The organism is Staphylococcus sp. MB377, assembly GCF_001922505.1.
Lineage (GTDB): Bacteria > Bacillota > Bacilli > Staphylococcales > Staphylococcaceae > Staphylococcus > Staphylococcus haemolyticus.
In genome coordinates this window covers 56,928-77,579 of sequence record NZ_MAON01000055.1, presented here as the reverse complement: position 1 = coordinate 77,579, position 20,652 = coordinate 56,928, and the positions used below count along the sequence as shown (strand labels likewise).

Below are 20,652 nucleotides of genomic sequence, written 5' to 3'. Positions count from 1 at the left end.
TTAATTAATCATTTGATAATGCTTGCTGCAAGTTTAGTGCAACCTTTTCAGGAAGTCCTGCTTTCTTCAAATCCTCTACACTCGCTTCCTTCATTTTCTTAATCGATCCAAATGTTCTTAACAAACTTGTCTTGCGTTTACTTCCAATTCCATCAACAGTGTCCAATACTGATTGTAATCCTGTTTTTTGACGTGTTTGACGATGGAATGTAATTGCGAAACGGTGTACTTCATCTTGAATTCGATGTAATAAATAGAATGCTTGACTATTCTTCTTCAATGGTACAACTTCTGCATTTGTTCCATAAAGTAACTCTGACGTTTGGTGTTTATCATTTTTTCTTAATCCAGCGACCGGAATATCCAGTCCTAGTTCATTCTCTAGAACATCTAATACACCTGACATATGTCCTTTCCCACCATCAACTATAATCAAATCAGGTAACGGTAAGCCTTCATTTAGAACACGTGTGTATCTACGACGAACAACTTCTCTCATTGATTTGTAGTCATCAGGTCCATCAACTGTTTTAATTTTATATTTTCTATAACCTTTTTTATCTGATTTTCCATCAACAAAGGTTACCATAGCAGACACAGGGTCTACACCTTGTATGTTTGAGTTATCAAATGCTTCAATACGAATAGGTGTTTGTATACCCATTCGTTCACCGAGCTCCTCTATTGCCTTTATCGTACGTGATTCATCTCTAGCAATTAGCTCGAATTTATTTTCAAGAGCGACTTCCGCATTATGGTTTGCTAAATCTACCATTTCTTTTTTTGTGCCACGAGCTGGCTGTACAATTTTAGTATCTACTACAGATTGAATCATATCTTTATCTAAATTTTTAGGAACATGTACTTCTTTGGGTAATATATGCTGATTTAAACTATAGAATTGACCTATAAATGTATAAAATTCTTCTTCTTCAGATTGCTGTTGTAAAGGAATCATTGTAGCATCTCTTTGTATCAAATTACCTTGACGAATAAAGAAGACTTGAATGCACATCCATCCTTTAGAGACACTATAACCAAACACATCTCGAATCGTATTATCAGATGACATAATTTTTTGTTTTTTAGTTAAATTATGAATATGTTGTATTAAATCACGATATTCTTTTGCACGTTCAAAATCTAATTTTTCACTAGCATCCATCATACGATCTTCTAAATTTTTAAGTATAGTTTTATCTTCACCATTTAAAAAATCACTTATTTCACGAGTCATTTGTGCATAAACTTGTTGATCAACATCATATACACATGGTCCCATACACTGTCCAATGTGATAATAAAGACATAATTTATCAGGCATTTTATCACATTTTCTAAAAGGATAAATACGGTCTAATAACTTTTTTGTCTCTTGAGCTGAATAAGCATTAGGGTATGGTCCAAAATATTTTCCAGTACCTTTTTTAACTGTACGCGTAACAATTAACTTTGGATGCTTTTCTTTAGTAATTTTTATAAATGGATAACTTTTATCATCTTTTAATAGAATATTGTAGCGAGGCTGATACTGTTTAATTAAATTTAATTCTAAAAGCAAGGATTCAGTTTCACTTGAAGTTACTATAAATTCAAAATTTCGGATTTCTCCTACCAACCGAGTAGTTTTTGCATCATGTGCACCTGTGAAGTATGAACGTAATCTATTTCTTAAACGCTTGGCTTTGCCGACATAAATCACTAGATCATTACGATCTTTCATTAAGTAACAACCCGGTTCAAATGGAACTACACTTAATTTATTTTTAATTTTCTCTTTGTAGTCTAACAACATTTATCCTCCTTCCCATAAAATTAACTACATATAAAAAAGACGGAGCTATTACATTCTATGTAATGCCCCAGTCTCATATACGTTCAAATTATTCTTAAAGATGTTTATCTAATACTTCAGCTAAGTTTTCTTTAGGTTGGAAACCTACTACTTTATCAACTGGTTCACCGTCTTTAAATACGATTAAAGTTGGGATACTCATTACTTCAAATTTAGCTGCTGTTGATGGATTTTCATCAACATCTAATTTTAAAATATCAGCTTTTCCATCATAATCTCCAGCTAATTCTTCTAAAACTGGTGCGATCATTTTACAAGGTCCACACCAAGTTGCCCAGAAATCAACTAATTTAACGCCTGATTGAATATTTTCATCAAAGTTTGAATCCGTTACTTTTACGATTGCCATAAATGCCAATCCTCCTTAAATTTTGAATGATGAGCAAATTATAACAGACTTTAGTAGTACGTGCATTGGAGTTGCTCACTTATTAACTGTCTGTCAATAATTATCGAATCTCACTCATTTCCTTTTATTTTCACTGGCTTAATTGTACGTTATTTTCTAAAAAAATCAACAACACTGCTTACACTTTATTATGCCTTATTTAAGTTCAGCTACTGTCACACCAAAACCACCTTCACTTGGCATACCACCACGATATGATTTAACACTTTTATGTTTTTTCAAGTGATTCTGTACGGCTTTTTGGAGTGCACCGGTACCTTTACCATGAATAATATAAACTTGCTCATAATTACTCAAGACAGCTTGGTCAATATATTGATCTAATTCGCCAACCGCTTCCTCATAACGATAACCTCGTAAATCTAATTCAGTTTTAATTGTTTGACGATTTTGTCGAGTTACCATCTTAGTTGGTTTCTCTTTTTTCTTTTTAGTTTTTTCAAGGTCTTCAATAGGTAATTTCATTTTAATAATACCCATTTGAACAACTGCTTCTTCTTCATTTACAAGTTCTAATACTTCGCCCTTTTGACCATATGATAATACTTTGACCTCGTCACCTTCATGTATTTCATCATATTTTTGTTTTTGTACATCTTGTTTTATTGATCTCTCTTCATATTGATCATCTAATTGTTTCTTTTTATCAATAAGTTCGTGTTCTTTGACATCTGCACCTTTTTGATCACGTAATGTTCTTAACTCTTTTAAGATTGAATCCGCTTCTTTAGTAGCAGATTTAACACGTTGATTTGCTTTTTCTTTAGCTTCATCCATCAATCTTTTCTCATAATTTTTATACTGCTCGTATTGTTGCTCTAAATCGTCATGTGTTATTTCGGCTTCTTTTAAAAGTCTATCTAACTCTATTCGTTGTTCATCAACACGTTTTGAATTCTTTTCAAGAGATTCAATCATTGAATTAATTTCTTGTTCATCTGTCCCAATCATGGTCTTAGCTTTATTAATAATACCTAAGCTAAGTCCTAATTTGCGGGAGATATCAAATGCATTAGAACGACCAGGTACACCCATCAACAATTTATACGTGGGACTTAACGTATTAACATCAAATTCAACACTAGCGTTCATGACACCTTTACGATTATAGCTATATGCTTTCAATTCTGGATAATGTGTTGTAGCCATTACTAATGAACCTATTTCACGAACGTGATCTAAGATACTCATCGCCAACGCTGCACCTTCACTTGGATCAGTACCTGCACCTAATTCATCAAATAAAACTAAACTATTTTTATCTGTCTCTTGCAAAATTTCCACAATATTCTTCATATGTGAAGAAAAAGTGGATAGTGATTGTTCAATTGATTGCTCATCACCTATATCACAATAAACATTTTCAAAGACACTTAACTGACTACCATCTAATGTCGGAATTAGCAATCCTGATTGTGCCATAATAATAATTAATCCAAGTGTCTTTAATGTAACCGTTTTACCACCCGTATTTGGACCTGTAATTATGACAGTTTCAATATCATCAACAAATTCAATTGTATTAGCTACAACCGTATCTTTATTTAATAGTGGATGATATGCATTAGGTAAATAAACGGTTCTATCTTTGTAAAACGTAGGTTTCGTTCCTTTAATTGAGCGTGCATATCGTGCTTTAGCTGTTAAAAAGTCAATTTGTCCCATGACTGATTCAGCAATTAAGCAACCATCTGCTTCGGCAGCAACCATACCTGTTAATTCTGTTAGAATTCGCTCACGTTCTACTGCCTCATCATTTCGTAAACGACTGATTTGATTATTCATTTCTACAATCGATGATGGTTCTATATAAAGCGTTTGTCCAGAGGCAGATTGATCGTGAACAATCCCTTTGAAATCTTGGCGATATTCAGCTTTAACCGGTATAACATTACGATCATTGCGTACCGTTATAATAGCATCAGATAATTTTTTCTGATTGGATTGGCTTTTAACGATACGGTCTAAATTTTGTCTTATGCGTTGGTTTGTACTTGAAATTTTACTTCGTATACCTTGCAATTCATAACTTGCGCTATCATATAAATCGTGTGTATCACATTTTTCATTTATCTCTTGGAAAAGATCCGATAAAATTGGTAATTGGTTCATTTTATCATTCAAAATTGGATACTTAACAACTTGTTCATCTTCTTCTAATAATTGATTATAAAATGTCTTAAATTGATTTTGAACTTGAATTAAACGTTTAACTAAATTTAGCTCTGTAACATTTAATACGCCACCTATATTTGCACGATGAATCAATGGTGAAATTTTGGCTAAACCACTTAAACTTGGCAAACGATGTTTATTATAAATTTGTGAAATTTCATCTGTCTCATTCATTTGAAATTCTACTGTTTCAAAGTCAGTGGCTGGAGACATCTTAGACACTTTTTCACGCCCTAAGTCACTTATTGTTTCCGAAGCTACAAATGACTTGATTTTATCAAATTCTAAGACGTCTAATGTTTTTTGTCTCATACAATCCCTCTATTTCTTCAACTTTTTATTATTTCCAACAAAATCCTTAAATGCTTGACGAGACATTGTGTTAATTACTCGATCTTTATTTACAAACCCTTTTTGAGCAGTGGCTACACCATATTTCATAAAGTCTAAATGATCAATATGATGAGCATCTGTATTAATTGTTAATTTTACATTAGGATATTTTTTAACTGTTTCAGCATTTAAGTCTATTCGCTTAGGATTTGCGTTAATTTCCATTATTGTATTTGTTTCTTCTGCTAACTTCATTAATCGATCGATATTCGGTTTGTACCCTTCTCTACGACCGATAATACGTCCTGTTGGATGAGCGATGTGTCGTACATATGGATTTCGACATGCATTTTCCAAACGTTTCATAATCTCTTCTTCTGATTGATTAAAGCTTTGGTGAATCGCAGCTATAACATAGTCAAGTTGTGATAACACATCATCATCATAATCTAACGAGCCATCAGGAAGAATATCCATCTCTGTGCCTGAAAAGATATCTATTTCTGCATATTCTTCATTTAGCTTCTTAATTTCTTCATTTTGACGTAATAAACGTTCAACTTGTAACCCATTTGCGACTTTAAGGCTTTGTGAATGGTCAGTAATCACCATGAATTGATAGCCTTTTTTTATATTTGCTTCAATCATATCTCTAATAGAAAAAGCACCATCACTATATGTGGTATGCATATGAATATCTCCGTTAATATCATCCAAAGTAATAATTTCACTTAAATCTTTATCAAATTCGCTACCGTCTTCACGTAAGGCAGGTGCAATCCATTCACTACCGAAATGTTGATAAATCTCTTCCTCACTCTGTAACTGAAGTAAAGTGCCATCTTGCTGTTCAATTCCATATTCACTTATTTTTTCATTTTGCGCTTTAGCCATTTGTCTTATACGAATGTTATGATCTTTAGAACCTGTAAAATGTTGTAATGTGTGATAGAACGCAACTGGCTCAATAAGGCGAAAATCTACGCCAATAGTCTCATCATCGTACGTCAACTCTAATGAAACTTTCGTTTGGCCAACAGCAACATCTTTAACTTTATTAGGTATATTTAAAAGTTGTTGTTGTACTTCGTCTGGATGCTCCGTACTAATAATATAATCCAAATCTTTACTCATTTCTTTATAACGACGGAAGCTTCCTGCTTCTGAGTATCTCTCAATACTATCAATTGTTTCTAAATAATCGATTATGATACGATTTAAACCTCGCATAGTGTCTATTGGATAGCTATCTTTTTTTGCTCCTAAAGCTTTAACTGCTTCAAGTATATTTTGTTCAGTTTTTTTAGCAAAACCACTTAGTTCGCTCACTTTTCCACTTTCACAAGCCAATTGTAAACTTTCTTTATCTGTAATATTAAGTTCTTTATATAATTTAGCTATTTTTTTACTACCTAATCCTTGAATCTTCATTAATGGAATCAAGCCTTCTGGAACAAGTTGTTGTAATTCTTTTAAATAACTTGATTCACCTGTTTTACGATATTCATCAATGACTTCCCCTACACCTTTACCAATACCTTTTAATTCAGTAACATCTTTAATATCATCAAGTGGTCGTTCATCAATTTCTAAGCTTTGAGCTGCTTTTCTATACGCAGATACTTTAAACGTATTTTCCCCATTTAATTCCATATATATAGCAATTTTTTCTAATAATTGAATTACATCTTTTTTTGTCATTCTAATCACTCCATAAAAAGAAGACCAGGACATTTAACAAAGAAGCCTTGTCCTGACCTTATATCAGTTTTGTTTTATAAATTTAAAATATAAGACGAGAAAAATGGTGTATGAAACAAGATAAGTTTGCCTATGTACGCATGTTGTAAATTGTGTTGTAACCACTCAATTGGATACAATGCTAACACATAGATTGATAACTGTATCGCAACAACTGCCATCACTACACTTATTAAACTACCAAATAGTCTACTGATTTGGTTAATCATTCGATACGTCACTATATTATCAAAAGTAATTATTATAAGATATAAAATCAACTTACAAAGTGAGGCAATTAGTAAAAATGCAATAATTGTATCAAAGCGTTGCTGCAAATCATTAAAATGAAATGCATACTTCATATCATATGCAATTGTCTTTGGAAAAGGTATAAATACAATTAACTGCGAACTAATTCGATAATAAAATTGATGTGCTATAACTAATGAGACTATCGTTGAAAATAAATGTAAACTATTCAACCATCCCCCTCTTCTATACCCTATAATAAGACCATACACAATAATAATAGCTATCGTAAAATCAATAATCATCTATTCTTCTCGTTGTTTTAATTGTTGAATTTCTTGCAATAGTTTGCGGTTTTCTTCTTCTAATTTAACCTTTTCATGCATAATATTAACCGCTGTTAGGATTGATTTTCTTGTAGTATCTAATCCTGTTGATTTACGTCCCATTTCTTTTAACTTTTCATCAACTAAATGTGCTACGTAACGAATATGCTCGGGGCTGTCTTCACCAATGATAGTATAATTCTGATCGTTAATCGTGACATTGATTCGATTTCTAAATTCTCCCATAGCAATAACTCCTGACATTATTTATTCTTTAAGCCTATCAATGGTTACATGTAAATAACCACCTCATCTTGTACTTCAATTTAGTATGCACTTTACGCAATTTATGTAGTAGAATATCACAACTTATTATACATTAGGATATGTTGTTTGGTAAGTAGCTAACGCGTAATCATTTTAATTAATGTAAATTTGAACTATATAACTATTCTGATGAACGTCCTCAATATGTTATGCTTATCTATGTTTTATTATATTTTGAAAAGTGAGGATCAACTAGCCTATGGCAAATGTCGTTCATAAATTATCAGAATCAGAAATCCAACATCTCTTACAACAAATTACATTTGAAACATCTCAATTACCTCCAGGAATGAAAGCGAGAACTAAATACAAACAATCTGTGATAAATATTTATAATTCAGGCAAAGTTATGTTTCAAGGAAAAAATGCGGAAGCTGTTGCCCAACAATTACTTCCAGATCATACCACTACTTCCAAGAATTCATCATCTTCTAACCAATCTTCAGGTGAAACATTAGCTTATAATCATTATAATTGTATAGGAAGTGATGAAGCAGGAAGTGGTGACTACTTCGGCCCTCTAACTGTTTGTGCTGCTTATGTTTCTAAGGAGAATGTTAAAATTTTAAAAACACTTGGTGTGGATGATTCAAAAAAATTAAATGATCAAAAAATAATCGAACTTGCTGAACAATTGATTACATTTATTCCTCATTCACTTTTAACGCTTGATAATCCAAAATATAACGATAGACAGGCTATTGGTTGGTCCCAAGTTAAAATGAAAGCTGTACTACATAATGAAGCTATCAAAAACGTCACCCAAAAAATTAATTGCAATGAGTTAAATTATATCGTTATTGATCAATTTGCAGTACGTGGTGTTTATCAACGCTATGCTTTAAGTTCACTACCCTACCCAGAAAAAACTAAATTTGAAACGAAAGGTGAATCTAAATCATTAGCAATCGCAGCTGCTAGTATTATTTCAAGATACGCCTTTGTTAAACATATGGATCATATATCACATAAAATGAAACAAGTTATCCCTAAAGGTGCTAGCAATAAAGTAGATTTGATAGCTGCTCAAATTATTGATAAACATGGAATAGAAACGTTAGATATGATCTCAAAAAAACATTTTAAAAATCGAGAAAAAACCCAAAATTTAGTGACTAAAAAATATAAATAAATTTATAAAGAGACGAATTCCATTAATACAGAATTCGTCTCTTTTACTTCATTATCTAATTGTAGCACCTTGAGCTTGTAATGCTTCCAAAATCTTATCATGAATTTTAGATACGCGTTCATCAGTTAAAGTGTCTTCTGTGTCTAAATAATTTAATCGGATTGCTACTGATTTTTTGCCTTTTTCTAAATGTTCACCTTCATAAACATCAAATACTAATGTACTTTGTAAGATGTCTTCACCATTATTATGAATAATTTGTTTCAATTCAGAAGAAGGTACATCATGATTAACTTCTAATGCAATATCTCTTGTCACACCAGGGAATTTAGGAATTTGTTTATAATTAATATATCCAACCGCTACTTGCATCATTGCATCATAATTTAATTCAAACACATACGTGCGTTTTAAATCATTATCTGCTGCAACTTGTGGGTGTAATTCACCAATGAAACCAATGTCTTGTCCTTCTAAAGATACAATCGCTGTACGTCCTGGATGTAAACCTTCAATTTTTCCAGCTTTATAACTAAATTCTAAATTTAATTTTTCCGCAACTCGGTCTACAACACCTTTAGCGATAAAGAAGTCAATTTCTTCCTTTTTACCTTGCCAAGCATTAACAACATATTCTCCAGTTAAAATACCACTTAAATATTCAACTTCATCTGGAAGTTCGCCTTCACCATTGCCAAAGAATACACGACCAACTTCATATAATCTAACATCTTTATTTTTACGAGCTACATTATATGCAGTTGCTTCAATTAAATGTGGTAATAAGCTCTGACGTAAAGTAGCATGTGCTTCGCTCATAGGCATTAATAAACTGATTGTTGAACGTTCTTGAAGTGCGAAGTCTTTAGCATGATCTTTAGAAACTAATGAATATGTGATTGCTTGGTTCAATCCAGCACCTTCTAGCGTTTCTTTAACGGTACGTGTTTTATGTTGACGATCCGTTAATTCCCCACTTGTTACTTCGCCAAATACTGGTAATGTTGAAGGGATTTCATCGTAACCATAAATACGTGCGACTTCTTCAATTAAGTCTTCTTTAATAGTAATATCTTTACGACGTGAAGGCACATTGACCGTTAATGTTTCGCCTTTTAATGTTGTTTCGAAACCTAATTGTCTAAAGATAGCTTGAATTTCGTCATTAGACAAATTAAAACCAATTATTTTATTTACCTTTTCAGCTGTAATATCGATTGGTGTCACAAATGATCCTAAATCTCCTGAAGATACTCTATCTTGTAGTACTTCACCAGAAGCTAACTCTTGTAATAAGTAACATGCTCTGTCAACCGCTTCGTCAACAAATTCTGTTGCGATACCTTTTTCAAAACGACTAGAGGCTTCACTACGTAAGTTTAAACGACGTGAAGTGTGACGAATTGATACTGGGTCGAATATTGCACCTTCTATTACTACGTTGGTAGTTTGTTCAGTTACTTCTGAAAAGTCGCCACCCATTACGCCAGCTAATGCAATAGGTTTTTTACCATTAGAAATAACGATATCAGTATCTACTAGCTTGCGCTCATTATTGTCTAATGTAGTCATTGTCTCTTCATCTTTCGCTTGTCGTACAACAATGTCTTTAGAGCCGATATGATCTTGATCAAACATGTGTAACGGTTGACCATATTCTAATAAAACATAGTTTGAAATATCTACAACATTATTAATTGGTCGTATACCTGCTTTTATTAAACGTGCTTGCATCCAAATTGGAGATGGTTCTATACTTACGTTTTTAACAACACGCGCACTATAATAAGGGACTTTTTCAGGATTATTGATTGTTACTGATAATTCATTTGTTGCAGATTCTGAAATTTCATTACTTTTAGTAGTTGGTTTCGTCATTTCAGTTTGATACAACGCAGCTACTTCATAAGCTGTACCTACCATACTTAATGCATCGGCACGGTTAGGTGTTAAATCAAATTCCATCACTTGATCATTTAAATATAGTGCTGTTAATGCATCCGTTCCTGGCTCAACTTCTGTCGGAAAGACAAAAATACCATTTTCATATGCTTTAGGTACCACATTACTTGAAATACCAATTTCTTGTAATGAACAAATCATACCTTCTGAACGCTCACCACGTAATTTAGCACGTTTAATTTTAATGCCTCCTGGTAAGCGACCACCAACTTTCGCAACAATGACGTGTTGACCAGCATCTACATTGGGTGCACCGCAAACGATTTGAACAGGTTCTTCCTCACCAATGTCTACTTGGCAAATATTTAATTTATCTGCATCAGGATGCTTTTCTTTTGATTGAATATAGCCGACCACTAGATTTTTAATATCTTTTGTATAATCTATCATGTCATCTACTTCAATACCTGTACGGGTAATACGTTCTGCTAAATCTTCAACATTAACCCCTGCATCTACGTAATCTTTTAACCATTCATTAGAAATCAACATTATGCTTCACCTCTATCTTCAACAGCTTTAAATTGTTCAAGGAATCGAACATCATTTGTATAGAAATGACGAATATCTTCAATACCATATTTCAACATCGCGATACGGTCAGGACCCATACCAAATGCGAAACCAGAATACTCATTTGAATCGAATCCAGCCATTTCAAGTACATTCGGGTGTACCATACCCGCACCTAAAATTTCAATCCATCCTGTATGTTTACATACGTTACAGCCTTTACCTTTACATTTGAAACATGATACGTCCACTTCTACAGAAGGTTCAGTGAACGGGAAATAACTAGGACGTAATCGAATTTCACGGTCTGCACCGAATAATTTTTTCGCCACTAATTCTAATGTTCCTTTTAAATCACTCATTTTAATGTTTTTATCAACAACTAGTCCTTCAATTTGTGTGAACTGGTGACTATGTGTCGCATCATCTGAATCACGGCGATAAACTTTACCAGGACAAATAATTTTAACTGGTCCTTGTCCATTGCGTTTTTCCATTGTGCGTGCTTGTACTGGAGATGTGTGTGTACGCATTAAGATTTCATCAGTAATATAAAAACTATCTTGCATATCACGTGCCGGATGGGATTTAGGTAAATTTAAAGCTTCAAAGTTATAATAATCTTGTTCTACTTCATAGCCATCAACAATTTCGTAACCTAGACCTAAGAATAAATCTTCAATTTCTTCAACTGTTCGTGTTAAAGGATGTTTAGAACCTATACTAATTTGTCGACTTGGCAATGTTACATCGATTGTTTCTTCTGCTAATTGTTGATTTAATTTTTCATTTATTAACAATTCTTGCTTCTCATCTAATTCTTTTTGAATTGTTTGACGTAATTCATTTACTTTTTGACCATATGCTGGCTTTTCTTCATTAGGTAAATCTTTCATATTTTTCATTAATCCACTTACTGAGCCTTTTTTACCTAAGTATTTAACTTTAACATCTTGTAATTCGCGTTCATTTTGAGCTTCATTAATATCAACAAGTGCTTGTTGTTTTAATTCTGCCATTGAATCGTTTTGAGTCATTGACTTACACCTCTCACATTATATTCACTATTTATTGTTAACATTTTTTCATAAAAAAAGACTTCCATCCCAAAACTGGGACGAAAGTCTTTCCGTGGTACCACCCAAATTTATGCATATGCATACACTTGTAATCGTTGGTAACGAAGACGTACTCCGACCTAAATTTCTTTAAGTAACCAAAAAGATGAAAGAAACTAATACATGTTGGAGTAAATTGCAGTCACGTTTACTCTCCCTGTACAACACTTTATATCAGTTAAGGTCTTTTTATCGGTTATATTTTCAATTTTTATAACTTAAGTTATTAATTTACATTGATTATTGTGTACATCTAAGTATAGCCGATTTTATTTCTCAAGGTCAACCTTTCAAATGATAAAGTAAAATACTTCCAGCAATAGCTACATTTAAGCTTTCCGCCTTGCCGTAAATTGGTATTGTTAAATTTTGTGATGTTTCATTTAATAATGCATTGTTCACACCTTCACCTTCATTACCTAGTAATAAGGCAAATATATCTTGAGATGCTACCTCCTTATATGGTTGCGCATTCTCAAGCGCAGTACCATAAACTGGTCCATTAAAATCAGCGATAAATGTTTTCAAATCTGCGTTAATAACCGGAATATGAAATACACTACCTTGACTTGCTCGTAAAACCTTGTCTTGATATGGATCGGCTGTACCTTTTTCCATTACAATCAAATCTATTCCCGCTGCATCAGAAGTACGAATTAATGTGCCTAGATTACCCGGATCTTGAATGCGATCGATTAATAATACTTGTTTGGCTTGCGTAACATCATATTTAGGCTTTTCAATTACAGCAAAAAAACCTTGAGGTGTTATCGTACCTGATAATGATTCTGCAACTTTCATATTAATTTCAAATGTCTCTTCAGCATAATCCTTAAGCGCTTCATCTGTTCTATTTGGTTCAATTACAAATAGTTGCTTAATGACAATGCCGCTTTGGTAAGCTTCTTCGATTAAATGAATACCTTCAATCAATGCTTGTCCAGTTTTATCACGATCTCGCTTTTTCTTTAATTTATTCGCATTTTTTATCTTACTGTTTTGTGCTGACGTAATTTGTTCCATATAGTTCTCCATTTTATAGTAGCTATTATTGATGGTGTTTACTAATTTATATTAACATAACTAAATCGATCATAATGGAAACTTAAACATTATATGTATAACCATTTTTATCGTCGATTATTATAAAATTTGATTATTGATAAAAAAGAAGCATCGAACAAAATTAAATTGTCCATGCTTCACTAAAATCATTAAGTCGATTATTTAGAAACGACTTCTTCACCGTTGTATGAACCACAGTTTTTACATACGCGGTGAGATAATTTGTATTCCCCACAACTTGGGCATTCAGTCATACCAGGTACTGAAATTTTGAAGTGAGTACGACGTTTGTTTTTTCTAGTTTTAGACGTTCTTCTTTTTGGTACTGCCATGATATATCCTCCTTAATATTAAACACATATCTTAAGTGTTAGGTCATTAAATCATTATACAATAATTTAAAACAACCTGCTATTACTCTTTATCGTATAATTGTTGTAATTTTTGAAGCCTAGGATCAACTTGTTGCGTTTGGGAATCATCATTGTCTTTTTCTTTTTCAAGTTCAATCATTTGATCTTCGTCAATAACTTCCCAACCATTACCTTCTGTAAGCATCTGATCGCTATTCTCAGAGAAAGCTCTCATCGGTTTCTCAATGATTACCAATTCTTCAGCAATGTCTCGAATATTAATCATACCATCAGTAGCTAGATGATAGTGTTCATCCTCTTCTACTTCTTCATCGGTATAACTGTCATAACCTTCCAAATCAAATATTTCAGATGTTCTTACATCTAAAGGAACTTCTACAGGTACAAGCGTACGTGCACAAGGCATTGTATATGTTCCAGTTAAATGAATATCTGCAATAACTTCATTGGCTTTAACGGTTAATTCACCTTCAACATTGATGTCTGATAAATCAATCAAGCCTAAAGGTTCTATTAAATGTTCAAAATTTGCCGTTTGATTGAATTCAAATGGCTTACCTTGATATTTTCTTAATTGCGTTATTGACCATTTCATATGGCTTCACCTCTAACAAACACAAAATTTATTTTAACTTTACAAGTATAAGTTGTCAAGATTTTTTCTTAACATACTTTTATCTGTTACAATACTAATAATGAATATCGAAAGGATGAATTGCAAATGAAAAGTGTTGGACTAATCACAGAATATAATCCATTTCATAATGGCCACTTATATCACGCTCAACAATCTAAGTTACAGTCCGACGCGGAGATAAGTATTGCAATTATGAGTGGCAATTTCGTCATGCGTGGCGAGCCAGCAATTTATAATAAATTCTTGAGAACAAAGATGGCTTTGTCAGGCGTTGATTTAGTTGTTGAACTTCCAGCGATTGCTAGTCTGTCATCGAGTGATTATTTTGCAACTTTTGCAATTAAAGTAGCTCACTATTTAGATATTGATACTATTGCATTTGGCAGTGAAATCAATGACATTTCACGTCTTGAAAACGTAGCATCTAATATTAACTCGCTTGAACAATCGTCATATTTTCAAGACTTAATTAAACAAGGGAACAGTTACGCCAAAATTGTACATGACCTAATTGATGATCAACAAGTGTTACGCTCTCCTAACAATATATTAGGTGTAGCATACATAAAAGCCATTAGCAATATAGCTCCAACTATAAGAAGAATCGCTATTCAACGTCAATCTACCGCACATCACGATCAAGAGATTAAACATGACAGTTTCGCAAGTGGCTCAGCTATTAGACACGCTTTATTAAATAAAGAAAACACCTGGAAAGATGTCGTACCAACAGATATAAAGCATTTATATGAAACGCCACACCTTTTGAAGAAGCAAACGTTTAATTTTATTAAATATAATATTTTAAGTCGCTCCTCTGAAGAATTATCACACATTTATACCATGTCTGAGGGCTTTGAACATCGTCTCAAATCAAACATTCAAAATGCGCAAGATTTCGACACGTTTATGTCTTTAATTAAAACTAAACGTTTCACATACACGCATATACAGCGCGTTCTGATGCAAATATTACTAAACATTAACAAAAGTGATTTTGATGATGAAATTTGGGGAGTGCGAATTCTAGGCATGAATCAAAGAGGGCAACAGTATTTAAAGTACTTAAAAAAACAATTCCCTAATCGCTATTTTGTTACAAATATTAACAAGGAAACTGCCTCTTTATTTAAAAATGAAATTAAAGCAACTCATATTTATAATTTAATATCTGGTCAAAGAGCTAATGATTTTAATACACCTGTAATAATTAATAAAAAGAACTAGGACTGAGAAATGCTTAATTTAAAGCTCTTTCTCAGTCCTAGTCGGCTAATGCGGAATAAATGTAGACCTATACAAATTAAATTTGCCTCGTACAGTTTTGAATGGAATTATTTTAACCTCATCTATTACTTTTTAAATTTTTCTTTTAATGCTTTCTCAACATTTGGAGGTACAAAATCTGATATATCAGCTTTATATTGCGCCACTTCTTTTACGACGCTCGAACTAATAAAAGAATAGTTTGTACTAGTCATCATATACATCGTTTCTACATTATTATTTAGTTTTTTATTCATTGATGTTAGTCTCAATTCATACTCAAAATCACTGACTGCTCTCAACCCTCTAATGATTGTTTGAGCACCAATTTTGTCACAAAAATCTACTAACAAACCGTTATAATTATGTACTTCAACATTTGATAAATGTTTTACAGATTCTTCAATTAATGTCATTCGCTCGTCAATATTAAACGTTCCAGTTTTATTACTATTCTTTAACACACAAATATGTAATTCATCAAAGCGCCCTGCACTTCTTTCGATGATATCGATGTGTCCATATGTAATAGGATCAAAACTACCAGGAATGACCGCCTTCGTTTTAGCCATTTTGTTCTCCTTTTTCTAGTAACAAAGTATCAGTAAGACCATAGTGATATTGTTTAATCACTTTAAATCCATTTGTGTTGATTTGCTCATGATTGCTAAACTCACAAATGATGATACCATTTTCTTTCAATAAATTAAACTCTGCAATTTGCTCTAAAGCTTTATCAATCAAACCTTTATTATATGGAGGGTCAAGAAAAATATAGTCAAATTGAATCTCTCTCTTTTTTAAAGCTTTCAATGCACGATCAGCATTATTTTTATAAACTTCAGATTGATCACGTAGGTCTAATTGATTTAAATTAGCTTGTATCACTTTAACAGCTTTAAAATTTTGATCTACAAATATGACTTTTTCCATACCACGAGATAATGCTTCAATACCTAATGCGCCACTTCCAGCGAATAAGTCTAAACCTAAACCATGTACTTCTTGTAAGCTATTAAATATACCTTCTTTCACTTTATCCATAGTTGGACGTGTATTACGACCTTCTAAACTTTCTAAGGCTTTACTTTTATGTTTTCCAGCAATAACTCTCATCTTGACTTACACTTCCATTTCTCTAGGTTATTTATTATAATTTGTTGTAAAAAGGAGAAGGATTATATTATGAAACAGTCATTTATCGTATTGGGAGAAGGATTAACAGACCTATTTGAATTTGATACCTTAATAGAATACAACCATCTCCGGATAAATAAAATTGTATACTTTCATACACCACAATCTTCAAAACAACTTTCATCAGTTGCAATGATTATGAATCCAACTTCAGGTAATCATTTCCAAGCTATGTACATCATGCTTGATGCGCTTAAATATCCATATCCTGACAGTAATAAAAAATTTGAACTCATTAATAATCAAGCAAATCAATATAATGTACCTATATTCGGTATAGATGTACAACCATCAGAAGCGTTCCACACGTTAGACCAATACTTTAAGTATTTGATAAGTGTATTACGACTACAAAATTGGATTCCACCCATGCAATAAAATTATAGAATTTCATGTTTTTCTTTTTCATAAGTTTTTTTCAAATATTTATAAGGTGATCCGTCTATATCCACAACGTATTTTAGTTTCATTAATTTATGAACAATTGCATCTGCGTCATTTTCATTAACATACAATACAACATATTTACGTTGCTTATTCGTATAAATAATATGTCCATACTTTCTAATTTGACGCTCATGCTTAATATGTTTTAAATAAACAATTAAACTCACTCTTGGAATTAATTCCATACTATACACACTCCATTTATTATGCATAATAACTATACCACGACTATTTATATTATAAAATCCTTTAATCCCATGAACTGTATCCCTGTGCATCAAACAGCTATTTACTTTTTCGTTGGTGTGAAGTTTGGTACGCTTAATTCAATAATAACAAGGAGGCAATATAAATGACGATCAAAAAACGATGGGTTCTTAATTTGAGCTTAGCGAGCGTTAGTTTTTTGGGTAGTTTATTTATTATAAATAAAGGTAATAAGGTAAATAAAACTAAAGAAATCCCTAAATTCTTTAATGGTAAGGCACCATACATTTTTGCACATAGAGGCGGCATGACAGTCAGACCTGAGCAAACCCAATTGGCATTCGATAATGCCGTCGCTTACAACTTAGATGGTTTTGAAACTGATGTTCGACTTACTAAAGATGAAAAACTAATTGTCTTTCACGATGCTACTGTAGATCGTACTACAAATGGTTCAGGTAAGGTAAGTGATCATAGAATTTCAGAATTAAAGCGTTTAGATGCTGGTTATCACTTTAAAGATATTAATGGCCAATTTCCATATCGTGGTCATGATGAAGCAAAAATATTAACTTTTGATGAGCTTTTAAAAATGTATCCTAATATGTATATTAATGTTGATTTAAAAGATGCACCAGATAGTTATGAAGGAACAGTTCGCCAACAAAAATGTATGAAGATATTATTAATAATCAGGCACAAAATCGCGTATTAGTAACTAGCTTTTACAAAGAACAAAATGATCGCTTTAGAGAAATAAGTAAAGGACAAGTTGCTATTGGAGCAAGTCAAAAAGAAGTTGCAGAAGGATTTATCAAATTTAATTTAGGATTAGGAAATAAGTATCAACCCGTTGCTGATACATTTCAAATGCCTACCCAATTTAAAGGTATTCCATTGACTTCTAAACGTTTTATACAATGGTTAAACTTATTAAATATAGTGCCTGGATTTTACGGAATTAATAGCATTGACCTAATGACCGATTTATATCATAAAGGTGTTCATACATTAGTAACAGATCGCCCAGATTTAGGTAAACAATTCAAATTAAGTCTCAACATTGAGAAATAAACGCACTATAAAGTAAAAGGAGAAAGAAATCAAATGCAATATGATTTCTTTCTCCTTATTTTATGACAAACTACAATTACAAGTACCACCTGTCGCACATCCATCATGACCTGTTTTAAAGAATGGATTTCCCGCTTCAATTTTGACATTTTCCGAAACTGAAAATGCTATTTTACTTACTACTTCATCAATTAGATTTTGTAGAGCTACCTCTTTAGATTTGTAATCCATGACGACTGGTAACATTTCATAAGCTCTTTTACGTCTTCTTGTTTCTAACATAACCTTTTGATAATCAGGATGATATTTGCCAAAACGCATAACTTCATCATAAACAACTTTAGATTTCAAAAAAGCCTGATACATAAGATGTGCTTCATCATCATTGTTTAGTATCTCTTGTGCTGCGCGAAAATCATGATAAAGTTCAGATTGAACAATCATATCCGATAGTCCTTCTATATCATCAAGAATTGACATTGTTTCTTCTGTATACAATGTATGGTTCCCCCTTCCATTAATAGATTATTTTTCTAGAAAAATAAGTGAATAATAATCTTTCATAACTTCTCCACCCATTTCCTCATATTTAGTATTCAACATTCTAGAACGGTGCATATCAGAATTCATCCAACTGTGAATTAGTGTCGGTACATCATCAAAATCATATCCGACATTTTGGCTTGTAGAAATGAATGAAATGTTTTCGTTGCTTAATTGGCTTTTCAAAGCATCCTCAGTAAATTCAACATCATTAGAACCTGTTGCCTCATATAAGTTTACTGATGCAATGTGAGCTATATCTGAATTGACTTTTAGTGGTTTAATATTTTTTAACTTTCTCATCTCATTCGTAATTTCATATAGCGTCATTAATTGATTAGGATTTTGTTCATAAGGAAGATTATCTTTCTTAGCTTTATCAAAATCTTCTTCATTATAGTCATCATCAGATTCATTAGCTAAAGGATATGGCTTAAGAAATGCTAGTGCCTCTTTATCAAGAAAGCGAATCCCCATAATTTGATTCGATTGCTGATCCACGTAAACTTGTGCATAAACATTTCCATATTTAATCAATGTTTGTGTTTTTATATCTTCATCAGATAATTCGAAATTATAACTTTGACCATTCACTTTAATAGAAGGATCCGGGTTAATACTTGTATTTTCAAAAATATGTGATGCACTCTCATTAATTTTTAAAGGGGAAACATTAGCTTTACTTCCCGTTACATAAACTGATTTTATTTTATTCTCTTTAGTTGAAACAATGTAATATTGTTCATCTTTTTTAAATACGTAATTCATATAGTGCCCTTTAAATGGATATGTACGACTTGCTTGACCGAATTTATCAGTTAAATCATCTATATCTTTACTAATCCAAGTACCTACGCCCTCTTTTGGTGATGGATTTTCACTAGTGTTACGTGTCTTAGGCGTTTGTTCTGAATGATTAGTTGAAACAGTTTTATTTGGATTTTCTAATACATCAAATTTAAGTCTAGGTGAGTAAAATAAATATATAAGAAATAATATTAAAAATATTACACCTAAAACTTTAATTATTAATTTTGCCATCTTTCACCCACCTGTTTTGAATTATATCTATTGTACAAAATAACTATTTTACTAATCAAGACATACTACTTAGCAAGACTACTTTTACCAAGTCATCCTTTTACAAATAAATTGATATTGATGTTACAAAAAAGACTAAGACAATGATGTCTTAGTCTCAATCAATTTGTATTTAAGTTGTTACACTAAATTCGATTATAATCCCAATGTTGCTTTAATTAGCGAAGTCGTTTCTCCACCTGGGTAAAATACATATAAAAGTAAGTAAACTGCTACACCAGTGATAGCTGTAAAGAACCATATAACTGATGCAATTGGACCTGCTTTTCTATGCCATTTAAATTTATCTTTATATGCTGTAATAATTTGAATTAGCCCTAGAACGCCACCAATTGTAGCTAAATTAATGTGGAAAATTAAGAAAATTTTATAATACGTTCTAACTGAGTCTGGTCCCCCGAAATCTGTATTACCTATAAATATAGTTCTTGATGCATAGATAATAAAGAAAGTTAATGCAAAGATTGCTGCCCATAACATTGTTTTCTTGTGCTTATCTATATCTCTATGCCAGATTTGCCACCATCCAATGGCAACAAAGATAGCACTAATCACAATACAACTTGTACTAATCGTCGGTAGAATTGGTAAATTCATAT

At 32.2% G+C, this 20,652-nt stretch carries 20 protein-coding genes and 1 pseudogene; 4 read left to right on the top strand and 17 right to left on the bottom strand.

Going from position 1 to position 20,652, the window contains the following annotated elements; all coding sequences use genetic code 11:
* Positions 1-4: 4 nt before the first annotated feature.
* From uvrC to zapA, 6 genes are all read right to left on the bottom strand, one after another.
* Positions 5-1,792, bottom strand: coding sequence for an excinuclease ABC subunit UvrC (uvrC, locus tag BB045_RS09650; protein WP_075140723.1), 1,788 nt, complete (start codon positions 1,790-1,792; stop codon positions 5-7).
* 97 nt (positions 1,793-1,889) lie between these two features.
* On the bottom strand, positions 1,890-2,204 hold the full coding sequence (gene trxA / locus BB045_RS09645) for a thioredoxin (protein ID WP_011276093.1): 315 nt from the start codon (positions 2,202-2,204) through the stop codon (positions 1,890-1,892).
* Between the two features lie 195 nt (positions 2,205-2,399).
* Entirely contained in the window at positions 2,400-4,751 is a 2,352-nt protein-coding gene (locus tag BB045_RS09640; protein ID WP_070581270.1) for an endonuclease MutS2, read from the bottom strand.
* Positions 4,752-4,760: 9 nt separating this feature from the next.
* Positions 4,761-6,473 (bottom strand): DNA polymerase/3'-5' exonuclease PolX, encoded by a 1,713-nt coding sequence (gene polX / locus BB045_RS09635; protein ID WP_070581271.1) that lies wholly within the window; start codon positions 6,471-6,473, stop codon positions 4,761-4,763.
* 74 nt (positions 6,474-6,547) lie between these two features.
* Complete coding sequence (locus BB045_RS09630) at positions 6,548-7,069, bottom strand: CvpA family protein (RefSeq protein WP_070440227.1); 522 nt, start codon at positions 7,067-7,069, stop codon at positions 6,548-6,550.
* Positions 7,070-7,336 (bottom strand): cell division protein ZapA, encoded by a 267-nt coding sequence (gene zapA, locus BB045_RS09625; RefSeq protein ID WP_011276097.1) that lies wholly within the window; start codon positions 7,334-7,336, stop codon positions 7,070-7,072.
* A gap of 280 nt (positions 7,337-7,616) precedes the next feature.
* Between zapA and rnhC the strand changes: the two genes are divergently transcribed.
* Positions 7,617-8,549, top strand: coding sequence for a ribonuclease HIII (rnhC, locus tag BB045_RS09620; protein ID WP_075140717.1), 933 nt, complete (start codon positions 7,617-7,619; stop codon positions 8,547-8,549).
* Positions 8,550-8,600: 51 nt separating this feature from the next.
* On the opposite strand, the gene pheT is transcribed toward rnhC, so the two are convergent.
* The 5 genes from pheT to BB045_RS09590 all read right to left on the bottom strand — a co-directional run bounded on the left by pheT (position 8,601) and on the right by BB045_RS09590 (position 14,176).
* Positions 8,601-11,003 carry a phenylalanine--tRNA ligase subunit beta gene (pheT, locus tag BB045_RS09615; RefSeq protein ID WP_075140716.1) on the bottom strand — a complete coding sequence of 801 codons (2,403 nt, stop codon included), beginning with the start codon at positions 11,001-11,003 and terminating at the stop codon, positions 8,601-8,603.
* On the bottom strand, positions 11,003-12,061 hold the full coding sequence (gene pheS, locus BB045_RS09610; protein WP_070581274.1) for a phenylalanine--tRNA ligase subunit alpha: 1,059 nt from the start codon (positions 12,059-12,061) through the stop codon (positions 11,003-11,005). The genes pheT and pheS overlap by 1 nt, the downstream gene beginning before the upstream one ends.
* Positions 12,062-12,424: 363 nt before the next feature.
* The gene (locus BB045_RS09605; RefSeq protein ID WP_070581275.1) at positions 12,425-13,165 is read right to left on the bottom strand and encodes a TrmH family RNA methyltransferase; all 741 of its coding nucleotides are present in this window, start codon (positions 13,163-13,165) and stop codon (positions 12,425-12,427) included.
* A 200-nt stretch (positions 13,166-13,365) separates the two neighbouring features.
* The gene (gene rpmF / locus BB045_RS09600) at positions 13,366-13,539 is read right to left on the bottom strand and encodes a 50S ribosomal protein L32 (protein ID WP_002435373.1); all 174 of its coding nucleotides are present in this window, start codon (positions 13,537-13,539) and stop codon (positions 13,366-13,368) included.
* Between the two features lie 82 nt (positions 13,540-13,621).
* Complete coding sequence (locus tag BB045_RS09590; RefSeq protein ID WP_070581276.1) at positions 13,622-14,176, bottom strand: YceD family protein; 555 nt, start codon at positions 14,174-14,176, stop codon at positions 13,622-13,624.
* A 126-nt stretch (positions 14,177-14,302) separates the two neighbouring features.
* On the opposite strand from BB045_RS09590, the gene BB045_RS09585 reads away from it, so the two are divergent.
* A complete protein-coding gene (locus BB045_RS09585) occupies positions 14,303-15,445 on the top strand; it encodes a nucleotidyltransferase (RefSeq protein WP_070581277.1) in 1,143 nt (380 codons plus the stop codon).
* Between the two features lie 125 nt (positions 15,446-15,570).
* On the opposite strand, the gene coaD is transcribed toward BB045_RS09585, so the two are convergent.
* Both coaD and rsmD read right to left on the bottom strand, forming a co-directional pair.
* Complete coding sequence (coaD, locus tag BB045_RS09580) at positions 15,571-16,056, bottom strand: pantetheine-phosphate adenylyltransferase (protein WP_070440237.1); 486 nt, start codon at positions 16,054-16,056, stop codon at positions 15,571-15,573.
* Positions 16,049-16,600, bottom strand: coding sequence for a 16S rRNA (guanine(966)-N(2))-methyltransferase RsmD (gene rsmD, locus BB045_RS09575; protein WP_070440239.1), 552 nt, complete (start codon positions 16,598-16,600; stop codon positions 16,049-16,051). The genes coaD and rsmD overlap by 8 nt, the downstream gene beginning before the upstream one ends.
* A 69-nt stretch (positions 16,601-16,669) precedes the next feature.
* On the opposite strand from rsmD, the gene BB045_RS09570 reads away from it, so the two are divergent.
* Complete coding sequence (locus BB045_RS09570; RefSeq protein ID WP_075140715.1) at positions 16,670-17,059, top strand: DUF7147 family protein; 390 nt, start codon at positions 16,670-16,672, stop codon at positions 17,057-17,059.
* A 2-nt stretch (positions 17,060-17,061) separates the two neighbouring features.
* Here BB045_RS09570 and BB045_RS09565 read toward each other — a convergent pair whose 3' ends face one another.
* Positions 17,062-17,313 carry a DUF2129 domain-containing protein gene (locus BB045_RS09565; protein WP_037536213.1) on the bottom strand — a complete coding sequence of 84 codons (252 nt, stop codon included), beginning with the start codon at positions 17,311-17,313 and terminating at the stop codon, positions 17,062-17,064.
* Positions 17,314-17,480: 167 nt separating this feature from the next.
* Between BB045_RS09565 and BB045_RS09560 the strand changes: the two are divergent.
* Positions 17,481-18,409: pseudogene (locus tag BB045_RS09560) on the top strand (lysophosphatidylglycerol phospholipase D).
* A gap of 60 nt (positions 18,410-18,469) precedes the next feature.
* On the opposite strand, the gene BB045_RS09555 reads toward BB045_RS09560, so the two are convergent.
* The 3 genes from BB045_RS09555 to BB045_RS09545 form a co-directional block, all read right to left on the bottom strand.
* Positions 18,470-18,907, bottom strand: coding sequence for a YlbF/YmcA family competence regulator (locus BB045_RS09555; RefSeq protein ID WP_070581280.1), 438 nt, complete (start codon positions 18,905-18,907; stop codon positions 18,470-18,472).
* A 27-nt stretch (positions 18,908-18,934) separates the two neighbouring features.
* A complete protein-coding gene (locus BB045_RS09550) occupies positions 18,935-19,993 on the bottom strand; it encodes a CAP-associated domain-containing protein (RefSeq protein WP_075140714.1) in 1,059 nt (352 codons plus the stop codon).
* Between the two features lie 195 nt (positions 19,994-20,188).
* Positions 20,189-20,650, bottom strand: a complete 462-nt coding sequence (locus BB045_RS09545; RefSeq protein WP_011276111.1) for a DUF420 domain-containing protein — start codon at positions 20,648-20,650, stop codon at positions 20,189-20,191.
* Between the last annotated feature and the right edge of the window lie 2 nt (positions 20,651-20,652).

Excerpts from the sequence above, each read along its gene's own strand:
- trxA (WP_011276093.1), bottom strand. The coding sequence starts at position 2,204 with ATGGCAATCGTAAAAGTAACGGATTCAAACTTTGATGAAAATATTCAA.
- BB045_RS09640 (WP_070581270.1), bottom strand. The coding sequence starts at position 4,751 with ATGAGACAAAAAACATTAGACGTCTTAGAATTTGATAAAATCAAGTCA.
- polX (WP_070581271.1), bottom strand. The coding sequence starts at position 6,473 with ATGACAAAAAAAGATGTAATTCAATTATTAGAAAAAATTGCTATATAT.
- BB045_RS09630 (WP_070440227.1), bottom strand. The coding sequence starts at position 7,069 with ATGATTATTGATTTTACGATAGCTATTATTATTGTGTATGGTCTTATT.
- zapA (WP_011276097.1), bottom strand. The coding sequence starts at position 7,336 with ATGGGAGAATTTAGAAATCGAATCAATGTCACGATTAACGATCAGAAT.
- rnhC (WP_075140717.1), top strand. The coding sequence starts at position 7,617 with ATGGCAAATGTCGTTCATAAATTATCAGAATCAGAAATCCAACATCTC.
- pheT (WP_075140716.1), bottom strand. The coding sequence starts at position 11,003 with ATGTTGATTTCTAATGAATGGTTAAAAGATTACGTAGATGCAGGGGTT.
- pheS (WP_070581274.1), bottom strand. The coding sequence starts at position 12,061 with ATGACTCAAAACGATTCAATGGCAGAATTAAAACAACAAGCACTTGTT.
- BB045_RS09605 (WP_070581275.1), bottom strand. The coding sequence starts at position 13,165 with ATGGAACAAATTACGTCAGCACAAAACAGTAAGATAAAAAATGCGAAT.
- rpmF (WP_002435373.1), bottom strand. The coding sequence starts at position 13,539 with ATGGCAGTACCAAAAAGAAGAACGTCTAAAACTAGAAAAAACAAACGT.
- BB045_RS09590 (WP_070581276.1), bottom strand. The coding sequence starts at position 14,176 with ATGAAATGGTCAATAACGCAATTAAGAAAATATCAAGGTAAGCCATTT.
- BB045_RS09585 (WP_070581277.1), top strand. The coding sequence starts at position 14,303 with ATGAAAAGTGTTGGACTAATCACAGAATATAATCCATTTCATAATGGC.
- coaD (WP_070440237.1), bottom strand. The coding sequence starts at position 16,056 with ATGGCTAAAACGAAGGCGGTCATTCCTGGTAGTTTTGATCCTATTACA.
- rsmD (WP_070440239.1), bottom strand. The coding sequence starts at position 16,600 with ATGAGAGTTATTGCTGGAAAACATAAAAGTAAAGCCTTAGAAAGTTTA.
- BB045_RS09570 (WP_075140715.1), top strand. The coding sequence starts at position 16,670 with ATGAAACAGTCATTTATCGTATTGGGAGAAGGATTAACAGACCTATTT.
- BB045_RS09565 (WP_037536213.1), bottom strand. The coding sequence starts at position 17,313 with ATGGAATTAATTCCAAGAGTGAGTTTAATTGTTTATTTAAAACATATT.
- BB045_RS09550 (WP_075140714.1), bottom strand. The coding sequence starts at position 19,993 with ATGGCAAAATTAATAATTAAAGTTTTAGGTGTAATATTTTTAATATTA.
- BB045_RS09545 (WP_011276111.1), bottom strand. The coding sequence starts at position 20,650 with ATGAATTTACCAATTCTACCGACGATTAGTACAAGTTGTATTGTGATT.